We start from the raw sequence: 13,263 nt of genomic DNA, 5'->3' as shown, positions 1-13,263 counted from the left end.
CTGGCGGGCCTGAAGCCTTAAAGTGCCCCTGCCGCTTTCAGTTTTGCAGCCTTCTCGGCGTTATACCACCAGAAGTCCAGCTCGCCCAGCGCATAGGGCGGCAGCGTCTCGGGGTGCTCGTAGATGTCGTAATAAGCGACGGTGTGGCTGTCCTTGAACCATTGCGGCACCCAGAAATGAAGCGCCCGAAGCACCCGATCCAGCGCATGGACGCGGGGGATCAGCTCTTCCCGGCTCGTCGCTTCCTCGACCTTGCGGATCAGCGTGTCGATGGCCGGATTGGCAATGCCCGCCAGGTTGAAGGCATCCCCGGTCGCAGCCGAGCCGAAATATTGCTGCAGATCGGCGCCGGGCAGCAGATCCTGGCCGAAATGGCCGGTGATCAGGTCGAAATCATGCCGGGCCTTGCGTTCCTGATGCTGCGCATCATCGACGCGCAAATGCACCGCATCCACCCCCAGAGCGCGCAGGTTTTCCACATAAGGATTGATCACCCGATCAAAGGTCTGGCTGTCGTTGATGAATTCGACATGCAGAAGATCGCCCTTCGGATTGCGCCGCATCCCGTCCGCGCCCACGACCCAGCCCGCCGCATCCAGCAGCGCCGCCGCCTTGCGCATGTTCGCCCGGTCCAGCTGGCGCTTGCCCGAGACCGGCGCCAGCACCGCCGGTTCGGTCAGCACGCCTTCGGGCAGATCCTTGGCGAGCGGCGAAAGCAGCGCCAGCTCCTCCGCCGAGGGCGGGCCCGAGGCCGCCAGATCCGAGTTTTCCCAAGGCGAATTGATCCGCGCATAAAGCCCGTAAAACAGCGTCTCGTTCGACCAGTCGAAGTTGAACATCAGCCCCAGCGCCTGGCGCACGCGGATGTCCTGAAACTTTTCGCGGCGCAGGTTGATCGCCCAGCCCTGCCCGCTTGCCACGCTGCCATCATGCAGCTGCGCCTTGACCACATGCCCGGCCTTGAGCGCGGGAAAATCATATTGCGTCGACCAGATGATCGAGCTCGCCTCGTTGCGGAAGGTGTAGCTGCCCGCCTTGAACCCCTCGAAGGCGGATTGGTAATCGCCGTAATATTCGACCCGGATGCGGTCGAAATTGTTGCGCCCGACATTGATCGGCAGCTTTTCCCCCCAATAGGCGGGGTTGCGCTTCCAGACCACGGTCTGGCCCATCTTGACGCTGTCCAGCATGTAGGGCCCCGAGCCGATCAGCGCCACCGGCACGGGCTTGGCCAGGTCGATCTTGTCGCGTTCGAACTGCGCCCGGGAAAACACCGGGAACCCGCCCGCCGACTGGATGATGTCGCGACGCAGGTAATCGGGCTTGAAGGTGAATTTGATCCGGCGCGCGTCCAGCACCTCGACCGCGGCGATCTGCTGCGCCACGACCGCGCGGAAGCTCGACAAGCCCTTGTCGCGCATGGTTTCATAGGAAAACAGCACATCCTCGATCGTCATCGGCGTGCCGTCGGAAAAGGTCACCCCCTCGCGCAGGGTGAAGATCACCCAATCGCGCGAGGGCGGGTATTCGAAACTTTCGCACAGCAGACAATAGGCCTCCCCAACCGTGTCCGAGGTGCCGGTCAGCATGCTTTCCTGCGGCGCCGAGGCGAGCGGCGCCGCCCGCCCCTCGATCGTGTAGGGGTTGAAATTGTCAAAGCCGTAGCCGGTCCATTCCGAAATCTCGCCGCCCTTCGGCGCCTCCGGGTTCACATAGTCCAGATGCTTGAAATCGGGCGGATATTTCACCGTGCCAAGGGTGGCGATGGCCGCAGCGGTGATCGTGTCCCCGGCGCGCAACGGCCCCGCCAAACCCGTTGCCAGAAGCATCGCAAGAAGCCCGCCCGCAAGGGCGCGCCCCATCGCCGCTCGCCGATCCCGCACCACCACCTGCACCGCCGCTTTCGCCATGGTTCTCTCCCCTTTTGCCCCACTAAAGGGCGAAGGCCGCGCCGGGGCAAGTTGCAAAGATGTGAGAGCGCAAAATGAAAGGGCCGCGCCCTGCGGCACGGCCCTTCGATGCGGTCTGCAACGCTCAGCGCGGCAGCGAGTTCAGATAGGCGATGACATTGGCGCGGTCGGCAGCTTCGGGCAGACCGGCGAAGGACATCTTGGTGCCGGGCACTTCGGCCTTCGGGCTGACCAGATAGATGTCCAGACGATCCGGCGTCCAGTTGCCGCCATGGTTCTTCATCGCGGTCGAATATTTGAAGCCTTCGACGGTGGCGGTGGCGCGGCCGATCACCCCGTTCAGATGCGGGCCGACGGCGTTCTTGCCATCAATCTTGTGGCAGGCCTTGCAGGTCTTGTTGAACTTTTCTTCGCCGGCTTTCGCGTCGCCGGTGATCATCGCCGGATCGACCTCGACATAGGCGGGGGCGGGCGGCGCCTCGGGCTCGGCCGGGGCGGCGGCTTCGGCCGCGGGGGCCGCCGCGGCGGCGACGGGCGCCTTGGCGGGCATGGCCGCCTCGTCGACCGAGGGCAGCAGCGCCTTCCCGTCCGCACCGACCGCGACGGCGGTGGCCGGCCGCGTCGCAAAGAGCGAGTTGGAAAGCATGTAGATGAACCCGTAGAACAGGGCCACGGCGAAAAGCGTGACCCCAATCTTCGTGATGTGCGTCTTGACGAGCATGGCTCCCCCGGCGGTTGGCATCTGCGGTTGGCGCATCTACGCGCTTCGCCTTGCACATTTCAAGGTTCATTCGCGCGCGAATTTGGGTTTGGGCCGCGATAAAAAGGCGCGGATCAGGGCCTTGACGGCATATCGGCGCTTTTCTTGGCCCGGTCTTTGCGACATCAAGGGGCCGGATCGAACACCGGAGGCGGGAAGATGGCAGGAAACGGCGTGATCGCCTTTCAGGGCGAATTGGGCTCCTATTCGCATGAGGCAGCGAATGTGGCGCGGCCGGGACTGACACCGCTGCCCTGCGCCACCTTCGAGGACGTGATCGAGGCCGTGCGCGAGGGCCGGGCGGAGCTGGCGATGCTGCCGGTGGAAAATTCGACCTATGGCCGCGTCGCCGACATTCACCGTCTGCTGCCGGAATCGGGTCTGCATATCCTGGATGAGCATTTCCTGCGCGTGCGCATCGCGCTGATGAGCCTGCCGGGCACGAAGCTGAGCGAGATCAAACATGTGCGGGCGCATCTGGTGCTGTTGCCGCAATCGGCGCGGTTCCTGCGCGAACACGGCATCGCCGGCCATGCCGCCGCCGACAGCGCGGGGGCCGCGGCCGAACTGGCCCAGTCCCGCACCCCGGGCGAGGGGGTTCTGGCCTCGGAGCTTGCCGCGTCGATCTACGGGCTCGAAGTGCTCGCCCGCGACATCGAGGATCACGGCCACAACACCACCCGCTTTCTGGTCATGGGCCGCGACCCCGACGACCGCCGCCGCGCCGAACGGATGATGACCACCTTCGTCTTTGAAGTGCGCAACATCCCGGCCGCGCTTTACAAGGCGATGGGCGGCTTTGCCACGAATGGCGTGAACATGACGAAGCTGGAAAGCTACATGCTCGACGGCTCTTTCACCGCGACGCAATTCTACGCCGATATCGAGGGCCACCCCGAGGATGAAAACGTCCGGCTTGCGCTGGACGAGCTGCGTTATTTCACCTCGTATCTGCACATTCTGGGCACCTATCCGGCCGATCCGCGCCGTCAGGAATAAGACGGGGCAGGAATAAGACGGGGCAGGACTGAAAAAGGGGGGCCTTGCCCCCCGTCCTTCGGACTCCCCCCGGCGTATTTTCTCCAAGAAAAAACACCACGTTTTCCTTGGCAAAATACGCCGCGGGGGTGAATTGGCCGCAGGCCAAGAGGGGCGCGCAGCCCCCCTGCCCCGCCCGCTCAGGCGTGGCGGTTTTCCAGATCGCGCAGGAAGCTCTTGATCCGCTCGTCATAGCGGCGGTTCAGATTGGCCCGGCCAAGCCGCGCCGATTGCAGCAAAAGCCGCCCGCCCAGCGTGCGCGGCTTGATTTCCAGCACGGTCGCCATCCGGCTGCGGCGCGGCGCAAGCGCGGTGAATTCCAGCACCAGCGTCACCTCGAATCCCGCCGAGGTGCCGCTGTAGTCGATCCGCAGCGGCGCCTCGTAGCGGGTGACATCGACGATCATCTGCCGCGGCTTGCCACGCAGCCGGAAGCCCACGTCCCAGGACATGCCCGCGCCCTTCTGTTCCAGCGAATCGAGCCGGCGCATTTCCACGCCCTTCTTGAACGCGGCGTTTTCCAGCGCGGGAATGTCGGTAAGCCGTTCGAAAAGCTTGTCGGCGGGCACGGCCACGTCGACGCGGTTGCTGAATTTCATGCCTGCCTCCTGTGTCGTGACCGCTGCGGCCACGGCAACTCCCTTCGCCCGAAGGCCGCGCAGATGTCAATCGGCCGGGCCCGCAAGCCAGTCCGACAGCATCCAGCGTGCAACAGTGCCGGGCCGCGGCGGCCGGATCTCGGGATCGGCCCCGGCCAGGATCGCCGCCAGACGGGCCCGGTCGACCCAGAGCGCCGCCTCGATCTCCACCGGATCGAGGGTGATCCTCTCGGTCTCGGCCACCCCCGCGCAGCCCAGCATCAGCGAGGCCGGAAAGGGCCAGGGTTGCGCCGCCAGAAACCGCACCGCGCCGACCCGGATGCCGGTTTCCTCGAACACCTCGCGTCGGACCGCCGCGGCCGGGGTCTCGCCCGGTTCCATGAAGCCCGCCGGGCAGGAATGCAGCCCCTCGGGCCAGCCCGGGCTGCGGGCCAGAAGCACCTGACCCTCGCGGGTGATGCGCATGATCACCACCGGATCGGTGCGCGGGAAATGCACCGCGCCGCAGCCCGGGCAAAGCCGCTGCCAGCCCGCATGGGTGATCCGCGTCGGCTGCCCGCAGGCGGCGCAGAACCCGTGCGTCTGGTGCCAGACAAAAAGCCCGCGCGCGGTGGCGGCCAGTTCCGAGGCGCGCGGATCCAGCCGCGGCAAGAGCGCGCGCAGATCGGCCAGTTCGGCGCCCTCGGGCAAGGTTTCGGGGGCGATCTCGGGCAGATCGAGCGCCAGGATCGGGCGGGCGCCGATCAGCCCCAGAAAGATCGGCGCGCCGGGGGCCGTGGCGCAAAGCGGGTGATCGGGGCCAAGGCTGGCCAGCCCCGCCCCGGTCAGCGGATCGGCGGGGGCCGTCAAAGGGACCGTCGCGGGGGCGCTCAGCACCTGACCGCGCGAAAAGACGATGAACCGGGCGCCGGGATCGGCGGCACAGCGGGCAACATGGTCGGGATCGGCACGCAGCGCCGCCGCCCGGTCAAGGCCGCTGCCATCCTCGGGCCCGATGAAGCCCAGCCCGTCCTGCGATCCGCCCATGTCCGCCCTTTCGCGCTGCCCTCTTGCGCCACCCTGCCGCGGTTCTGGCATGGCGGCACGCCGTTGGCCAGTGCGCCGCCCCCGCTTTTGCCGCCCGCAGATGGCCCGTTCATTGCTGTTGCGCGCAAAAATCAGGCAGGGGGCGGCAAACCGCGGCTGCATTTCGTCCAGTTCCGGTTTCGGCCCCGGATCGCGGCGAAAACCGGTTCCCGTTTCCGCCGCGACGCGGCAAGGTCGAGGAAAGAAAGAAGAAAGTCCGACAGGGGACCCGCACCGCAAAGGTGCAAATCTGAAGACGCACCGCAAGGGTGCAGACCGATCCGGCCGCGCGAGGCGGCCTTGGGGCGGCGTGGCTCTCCTCCTCCCGGCCGCGTCGCCCCGACGAATCGTCCCGGTCAGGGCAAGCGGAGTTCAGCGCCGCGCCGCGAAAAATTCCTTCAGAAGCCGTTCCGAAGGTTCGGCGGCGATGCCGTCATAGATCTCGGGGACATGGTGGCATTGCGGATGGGCGAAAATCCGCGGCCCCTGCGCGACGCCGCCCGATTTCGGATCCCCCGCACCGTAATAAAGCCGCGCGATCCGCGCCGATGCCAGCGCCGCCGCGCACATCGGACAGGGTTCGAGCGTGACATAAAGGTCGTGCCCCACCAGCCGCTCGGTCCCCAAAGCCGCGCAAGCCGCCCGAATCGCAAGGATTTCCGCATGGGCCGTCGGGTCGTTCAGCTCGCGCGTGCGGTTGCCCGCCCGGGCAATCACCCGGCCGTCGGGGGCGACGATCACCGCGCCCACCGGCACCTCGCCGCGGGTGGCGGCGGCCTCGGCCTCGGCCAGGGCGGCCTGCATGTGGCTTTTGAACTGCATCGCCTTTCATCGCCCGCAAACCTTGCCCGATCAAGCCGCTTTCCAAACCGGCGCGACAGGTGTAGGAAGGCCCCTTCGCCCGCGATGGTCGCGCGCCCCCTTCCCCTGAAGGATCGGTCATGAACGAAACGAATGAAACCCCCGCCCGGAGTCTGACTGCCACGACGGCCGAACGCATCGCCAAGGTGATTGCGCGCTCGGGCGTTGCCTCGCGCCGCGATGCGGAAAAGATGATCCTTGCGGGCCGGGTGACGGTGAACGGCAAGAAGGTCGAGAGCCCGGCGCTCGATGTGAAACCCACGGACAAGGTGGTGATCGACGGCAAGCCGATCGACGCGCCGCAGGAAACCCGGCTGTGGCTGTATTACAAGCCGCTTGGCCTGGTGACGACCGAGAAGGACGAACAGGGCCGGCGCACGATTTTTGACGAGATGCCCGAGGAAATGCCGCGGGTGCTGAATGTCGGCCGGCTTGACCTCAATTCCGAAGGCCTGCTGCTGCTGACCAACGACGGCGGGCTGAAGCGGCGGCTTGAGCTGCCGGAAACCGGCTGGCTGCGCAAATATCGCGTGCGGGTGAACGGCCGTCCGACGACCGAGACCTTTGATCCCCTGCGCCGCGGCATCACCATTGACGGCGAGGATTTCCAGCCGATGGAAGTGAGCCTTGACCGGCAGCAGGGCGCGAATGCCTGGCTGACCGTCGGCATCCGCGAGGGCAAGAACCGCGAGATCCGCCGCGCCATGGGCGAGGTCGGTCTGACGGTGAACCGGCTGATCCGGGTCAGCTATGGGCCGTTCCGGCTCAATGACATGGAACCGGGCGCCGTGGTCGAGGTGAAGCGCAAGATGCTGCGCGATCAGCTGGGCGACCGGCTCTTGTCGGGGATCGAGGATGGCAAGCCGCCGCGGTCGGAACGGATGGCGCCGAAGCCCGGCGGGCGCAAACCGCGCCCCGAGGGCGAAGAGCGTGCCCCGCGCGGCGAGGGCAAGGGCTTTGGCCGTCAGCGCGATTTCGCCGGCGCCGAGGGCGACCGCAAGCCGCGCGCCTTCGGGATGAAATCGCATCGCGAGGACGGCGAGAAGAAACCCTTCGCCCGCCGCGAGGATGGCGAGCGCAAGCCCTTTGCCCGCAGGGACGACGGGGATCGCAAGCCTTTCGCGGCGCGTCGCGAAGACGGCGACCGCAAGTCCTTTGGTCCGCGTGATGGCGAGAAGAAGCCCTATGCGCGGCGCGAAGATGGCGACCGCAAGCCCTATGCGCCCCGCGACGGCGAGAAGAAGCCCTATGCCCGGCGCGAAGACGGCGACCGCAAGCCCTACGCCCCGCGCGATGGCGAGAAGAAGCCCTATGCGCGTCGTGAGGATGGCGACCGCAAGCCCTACGCCCGCCGCGAGGATGGCGACCGCAAACCCTATGCGCCCCGCGATGGCGAGAAGAAGCCCTATGCCCGGCGCGAAGATGGCGACCGCAAGCCCTACGCTCCGCGCGATGGCGAGAAGAAGCCCTACGCCCGTCGCGAGGATGGCGACCGCAAGCCCTACGCGCCGCGCGATGGCGAGAAGAAACCCTACGCCCGTCGCGAGGATGGCGACCGCAAGCCCTACGCGCCGCGCGATGGCGAGAAGAAACCCTACGCCCGTCGCGAGGATGGCGACCGCAAACCCTATGCCCCGCGCGATGGCGAGAAGAAGCCCTATGCGCGGCGCGAGGATGGCGACCGCAAGCCCTATGCGCCGCGGAGCGCCGAGGGTGGCAAATCCTTCGGGCCGCGCGGCGGCAAGCCCGGCTTCAAATCCGAGGGCTTCAAAAGCCACGGCGGCGGGAAACCGGGCGGCAAACCGCGCTCGGAAGGGTTCAAGAGCCACTCGGGCGGCGACAAGCGCCCCTTCGGCGGCAAGCCCGGCCCGAAACGCGGCTGATCCCGCGCGCCCTCTTCAAACCCGGCCCGGTTGCGCCTACCTTGAGCGCAACCGGCAACCGGCGGAGGGCCCATGTCGCGCAAGACCATTCAAACCATCGCTTTCGGACTGCTTCTGGCGCTGATCTTCTCGGTCGCGCTGAAAGGCACGGTCTGAGATGGCGCAGCGTTTCGGCGGCAAATATTCGCCCCGGCCGGGGGACCCCGCCAAGGGCTTTCCCGGCGTCGCCCCCGACCGCCTGCCCGAGGCCGCGCCGCGTCACCGCCTTGCGGGCCGCCCGGTCTGGCTGGCCGCGGCGGCTTTCCCCTTTCTGTTCAATGCTTTCGGGGATGGCCCCATCGCTCTGGCCCGCAATCTTGGCGCCTTTGCCACGCTGGGCCTTGCCGCCTTCCTGTTTCGTGAAGGCCTGAAGGCCGAAGCGGCTTGGGAGGCGCGCAAGACCGCCCGCCGCCCCGCCGTGCCGCGCAAGGCTCTGGGCGCGGTCGTTCTGGGCGCGGGGCTGGCCCTTGGCGCGCAGGCGCCAGAGCTTGGCCCGATCGGCGCGGGGCTGGTGGCGGCGGTGGGCGTCGCGCTGGGACTGATCGCCTTTGGCCTCGATCCGATGCGCGACAAGGGCATGGCGGGGATCGACCCGTTTCAGCAAGACCGCGTCGCCAAGGTGGTGGCCGAGGGCGAAAAGCACCTGACCGCCCTGCGCGAGGCCATCGCGCGGATCGACGACGCCCGGCTGACCGCCCGGACCGCGGCCTTTGCCAGCTCTGCCCGCGGCCTGTTCCGCGCCGTCGAGGACGACCCGGCCGATCTGACCGCGGCGCGGCGTTACATGACCATCTATCTGCAGGGCGCCCGCGACGCCGGGGTGAAATTCGCCGATCTCTGGGTGGGCAGCCGCGACGCCGGGGCCCGGGCCGATTTCGAAGCGCTGCTCGACGATCTGGAAGCGCATTTCACCGCCCGCACCCGCGCGCTGCAGGAGGGCGGCCGCGAGGGGCTGGAGATCGAGATCGAGGTGCTGCGCGAGCGGCTCGCCCGCGACGGCGTGAGCGCGCCCCGCGCCGATTAGGCCATCGTTGCCGAAGCGGAAACGGGGCGTTCCGCGACCACCGCCCAATTTCCAAGCGAAAACCGCGGCATGGCCACAAATCGGCCGCATGGCGGAACAAGGTTCGGCACATGAGCCAAAGGTGTCCCATGATCCCGACTGCACCGCCGCCAAGCCTGTTCGTCGCCGCGGCCCTGGGCCTGGCGCCGCCGCTGGCCCTGCCCGCCGAGGCCGCCCTGGCCGCCGCCCCGCCCCCGCCCGAGGCGGTCTGGACGTTGCTGCACGGCGCCGCCGCGGCCTGTCTGACCCCGCTGGCGCTGGCCGCGGTGGTCTTTCACCGCCCGCTGGTCAGCCGTGCCCATGCGCTGGCCGTCGGGCTGTCGATCCGCGCTTCGGCGCTGCGCCCGGCGCCCAAGGCCCCGGACCGGCCGCCAGAGCCGCTTGCCCCGGCCAAGCAGCTGGCGGACGGGGGCGATCTGGCCGAGATGGTGAAGCTGCGGATGACCGAGGTGCACCGGCAGCTGCGCCGTCTTGCCCCCGAGCTGCTGCCGGTCTTCGCCGAATGCCGCGCCGCGCAGCTGCGTCTGCTGCACGATCTGCGAACGCGCCCCGCCGAAACGCGGCGCGACGCCGAAACCGGCCTGATCGGCGCGCTTGTGCAGATCGAGACCGCGACCCGTAAACTTTCGGTTGTCCTTCCCGAGACGACGAAGGAATATGCCTTTGGCAGCTATGCGGATACGCTCGAAAAAATCACGGGCGAGACGCTGGATTGCCTGATTGCGCTGCGGGCCCGGGTCAAGGGCGCAAGGCGTGGGGTGCAGATCGGGGGCGAGGTCGATCCGGCCTGAAACCGCCCCAACGGGGGGAAGCATGACCGAGACCGTCCGCGCCGAGGCCGCCAGAGCGCTTGCCGAGATTGAAACCGTCACCGCGACCGTGCTGGCCGAGCCCGCCCCGCCGCCGGTGCCGCTGGCCGAGGCGGCCCCGCCCCTGGCCGAGGCGATCCGCGCCCGGATGGCGGAAATCGACCTGCGCGACAGCGGCTCGATCACCCAGTTCGGCACCAAGGCGCAGGTGGAATTGCAGGCGATCTCGCAGGAGATGCTGGCCGATGTCCGCGCCAAGGATCTGGGCGCGGCGGGCGACAGTCTTTCGGCGCTGGTGACGACGATCCGCGGCTTTTCCGAGGAGGAACTCGATGTCCGCCGCGAGCGCTCGCTGTGGGACAAGATCACCGGCCGCGCCGCGCCTTTTGCGAAATTCGTCGCCCGCTACGAAGAGGTGCAGGGCCAGATCGACAGCATCACCGATGCGCTTTTGGGCCACGAACAGCGGCTGCTGGTCGATATCAAGGCGCTCGATCGGCTTTACGAGAAGACCCTGAAATTCTACGACGAACTGGCGCTTTACATCGCCGCGGGCGAAGCGAAGATCGCCGAGACCGACCGCACCGACATCCCCGCCAGGGAAGCCGCCCTCGCCGCCGCGCCCGAGGCCGACAAGATGCTGCGCGCGCAGGAGCTGCGCGATCTGCGCGCCGCGCGCGACGATCTGGAACGGCGCGTGCATGATCTGAAGCTGACGCGGCAGGTGACGATGCAGTCGCTGCCCTCGATCCGGCTTGTGCAGGAAAACGACAAGAGCCTGATCACCAAGATCAATTCGACGCTCGTGAACACCGTGCCGCTGTGGGAAACGCAGCTGGCGCAGGCGGTGACGATCCAGCGCTCGGCCGATGCGGCGAAAGCGGTGAAGGAGGCGGCCGATCTGACGAACGAGCTTTTGGCGGCGAATGCCAAGACCCTGCGCGAGGCCAATGCGACGGTGCGCACGGAAATGGAACGCGGGGTCTTTGACATCGCGGCGATCCGCGGCGCCAATGCCGAGTTGATCGCGACGATCGAGGACAGCCTGCGCATCGCCGACGAGGGCAAGCGCCATCGCGCCGAGGCCGAAGCGGAACTGGTCACGCTGGAGGCCACGCTGCGCGAGACCCTGTCTTCGGCGCGGGCGAAGCCGGTGCAGGGCAAGGAATGACGCAAGGTCAAAGGCTTGCGGGGGTGCTGGCGCTCTGCGCGGCGCTGTCGGGCTGCGTCGATTGGCCGGGCCGCGGTCTGGAAAGCTCGCCCCGGCCCGAACCGGCGCCGCCCGCCCCGGTGTCGGTCAGCCCGCGCAGCCCCGAAAGTCTGGCCGCCGAGACCTATTACCGTCAGGTCGAGGCGACGCTGCGCAGCCGCGGGCTGATGCGCGTCGATGTCGCGCCGCGCGATGCGCCCTTTGCCACGCATCAGCTGATCGACAACTTCATCCACATCGCGCTTTACGATGAATATTCCGCCTTTGCAGGAACTTACATCGCGCAAACCCGGGCCTCGCGGCTGCGCCGCTGGGAGGTTCCGGTGCGGATGTCGGTCAGTTTCGGCGACTCGGTGCCGCTGGCGCAGCGTGCCCATGACCGGGCGCTGATCTCGGCCTATGCCGGGCAACTGGCCAGTGCCAGCCGCCATCCGGTCTCGATGGTGACGGAGGGGGCGAATTTCGACATTCTGGTGGTGAACGAGGACGAACGCCGGGCGCTGGCGCCGCGGCTGATGCAGATGGTGCCCGGCATCGACGCCGCCTCGGTCTCGGCGATCACCAATCTGGCGCCCGCGACCTTCTGCGTCGTCTTCGCCTTTTCCGAGGGCGCCGCCCCCGCCTACAACCATGCCGTGGCGGTGATCCGCGCCGAACACCCCGATCTGCTGCGGCGCTCCTGTGTGCATGAAGAGCTGGCGCAAGGTCTTGGACTTGCGAACGATTATCCGCATGCCCGGCCCTCGGTCTTCAATGACGACGAGGAATTCGCGCTGCTGACCCGGCACGACGAGCTGTTGTTGCGGATGCTTTACGACCCGCGCCTGCGCCCCGGCATGACCGAGGCCGAAGCGCGCCCGATCATCACCGATATCGCCACCGAACTGACCGGCGGCAGCTAGGGGGACCCCATGGGCATTCTCGATTTCCTCACCGGCGAATTCATCGACGTCATCCATTGGGTCGATGACACGCGCGACACGATGGTCTGGCGCTTCGAACGCGAGGGGCATGCGATCAAATACGGCGCGAAACTGACCGTGCGCGAGGGGCAGGCGGCGGTTTTCGTCCACGAAGGCCAGCTGGCCGATGTCTTCGGGCCCGGGCTTTATCAGCTTGAAACCAACAACATGCCGATCCTGACGACGCTGCAGCATTGGGATCACGGCTTCCGCTCGCCCTTCAAATCCGAGATCTATTTTCTCAACACCACCCGCTTCACCGATCTGAAATGGGGCACGAAGAACCCGGTGACCTGCCGCGATCCGGAATTCGGCCCGGTGCGGCTGCGCGCCTTTGGCACCTATGCGATGCGCATCGTCGATCCTGCTGTTTTCATGCGGGAAATCGTCGGCACCGATGGCGAATTCACCGCGGACGAGATCAGCTTCCAGATCCGCAACGTGATCGTGCAGGAGTTTTCCCGCGTTGTCGCGGGGGCAAAGATCCCGGTGCTCGACATGGCGGCGAACACGGCCGACATGGGCAAGCTGGTGGCGGGCGCCATTGATCCGGTGGTTGCGGCCTATGGCCTGTCGATCCCGGAATTCTACATCGAAAACATCAGCTTGCCCGATGAGGTGGAAAAGGTTCTGGATCAGCGCACCTCGATGGGGATCGTGGGTGATCTGAACCGTTACATGCAGTTCAACGCCGCGCAGGCGGTGGCGCAGCCGGGCAGCCCGATGGGCACGGCGATGGGGATGGGCATGGGCGCCGGGATGGGCATGGGCCTGGCCGCCGGGCCCTGGGGGCGCGCCCGCCGCCGCTCCCGCCGCGGTCGCGGTCGCACCGCCCCCTCCCCCGCCGCCGCCCGTCGAAGCCGTCTGGCATGTGGCGGCGAACGGGCAGACCACCGGCCCCTTTGGCCGCGCGCAGCTCGCCGCAATGATCACCGCGGGCGGTTTCACCCGGACAAGCCTTGTGTGGGCCCCGGGTCAGGAGGGCTGGAAGGCGGCCGCCGAGGTGCCGGATCTGGCCGCCCTTTTCGCCACCACCCCGCCGCCCCCGCCGCCCGGGGTGTAAG

11 protein-coding genes and 1 pseudogene are annotated in these 13,263 nt (G+C 67.5%); 7 read left to right on the top strand and 5 right to left on the bottom strand.

The features are described from left to right. Window positions 1-17: 17 nt before the first annotated feature. Window positions 18-1,910 carry an extracellular solute-binding protein gene (locus tag ACTTAG_RS05400; RefSeq protein ID WP_444464511.1) on the bottom strand — a complete coding sequence of 631 codons (1,893 nt, stop codon included), beginning with the start codon at window positions 1,908-1,910 and terminating at the stop codon, window positions 18-20. A gap of 124 nt (window positions 1,911-2,034) precedes the next feature. Beyond that, entirely contained in the window at window positions 2,035-2,631 is a 597-nt protein-coding gene (locus tag ACTTAG_RS05395) for a c-type cytochrome (protein ID WP_444464510.1), read from the bottom strand. 198 nt (window positions 2,632-2,829) lie between these two features. Here ACTTAG_RS05395 and ACTTAG_RS05390 point away from each other — a divergent pair, with 198 nt between their 5' ends. Then, on the top strand, window positions 2,830-3,669 hold the full coding sequence (locus tag ACTTAG_RS05390; protein ID WP_444464509.1) for a prephenate dehydratase: 840 nt from the start codon (window positions 2,830-2,832) through the stop codon (window positions 3,667-3,669). A 179-nt stretch (window positions 3,670-3,848) separates the two neighbouring features. Here ACTTAG_RS05390 and ACTTAG_RS05385 read toward each other — a convergent pair whose 3' ends face one another. From ACTTAG_RS05385 to ACTTAG_RS05375, 3 genes are all read right to left on the bottom strand, one after another. After that, entirely contained in the window at window positions 3,849-4,307 is a 459-nt protein-coding gene (locus ACTTAG_RS05385; protein WP_444464508.1) for an SRPBCC family protein, read from the bottom strand. A 66-nt stretch (window positions 4,308-4,373) separates the two neighbouring features. Further along, entirely contained in the window at window positions 4,374-5,333 is a 960-nt protein-coding gene (gene nudC / locus ACTTAG_RS05380) for an NAD(+) diphosphatase (RefSeq protein ID WP_444464507.1), read from the bottom strand. A 411-nt stretch (window positions 5,334-5,744) separates the two neighbouring features. Then, window positions 5,745-6,194 (bottom strand): nucleoside deaminase, encoded by a 450-nt coding sequence (locus ACTTAG_RS05375; RefSeq protein WP_444464506.1) that lies wholly within the window; start codon window positions 6,192-6,194, stop codon window positions 5,745-5,747. A 119-nt stretch (window positions 6,195-6,313) separates the two neighbouring features. Between ACTTAG_RS05375 and ACTTAG_RS05370 the strand changes: the two genes are divergently transcribed. The 6 genes and pseudogenes from ACTTAG_RS05370 (at window position 6,314) to ACTTAG_RS05345 (ending at window position 13,262) form a co-directional block, all read left to right on the top strand. Then, window positions 6,314-8,116, top strand: a complete 1,803-nt coding sequence (locus ACTTAG_RS05370) for a pseudouridine synthase (protein ID WP_444464505.1) — start codon at window positions 6,314-6,316, stop codon at window positions 8,114-8,116. A gap of 157 nt (window positions 8,117-8,273) precedes the next feature. Next, a complete protein-coding gene (locus ACTTAG_RS05365) occupies window positions 8,274-9,179 on the top strand; it encodes a 5-bromo-4-chloroindolyl phosphate hydrolysis family protein (protein ID WP_444464504.1) in 906 nt (301 codons plus the stop codon). A gap of 128 nt (window positions 9,180-9,307) precedes the next feature. Then, window positions 9,308-10,009, top strand: coding sequence for a hypothetical protein (locus ACTTAG_RS05360; RefSeq protein WP_444464503.1), 702 nt, complete (start codon window positions 9,308-9,310; stop codon window positions 10,007-10,009). A 22-nt stretch (window positions 10,010-10,031) separates the two neighbouring features. Beyond that, entirely contained in the window at window positions 10,032-11,198 is a 1,167-nt protein-coding gene (locus ACTTAG_RS05355) for a toxic anion resistance protein (RefSeq protein WP_444464502.1), read from the top strand. Then, entirely contained in the window at window positions 11,195-12,139 is a 945-nt protein-coding gene (locus ACTTAG_RS05350) for a DUF2927 domain-containing protein (RefSeq protein ID WP_444464501.1), read from the top strand. The genes ACTTAG_RS05355 and ACTTAG_RS05350 overlap by 4 nt, the downstream gene beginning before the upstream one ends. Before the next feature lie 9 nt (window positions 12,140-12,148). Further along, window positions 12,149-13,262: pseudogene (locus tag ACTTAG_RS05345) on the top strand (SPFH domain-containing protein). The last annotated feature ends 1 nt before the right edge of the window (window position 13,263 follow it).

Source organism: Rhodobacter capsulatus, from assembly GCF_052363185.1.
GTDB classification, from domain to species: domain Bacteria; phylum Pseudomonadota; class Alphaproteobacteria; order Rhodobacterales; family Rhodobacteraceae; genus Rhodobacter; species Rhodobacter capsulatus_E.
Note: the sequence above shows the minus strand (reverse complement) of the source record. Positions and strands in the feature narration are given on the sequence as shown.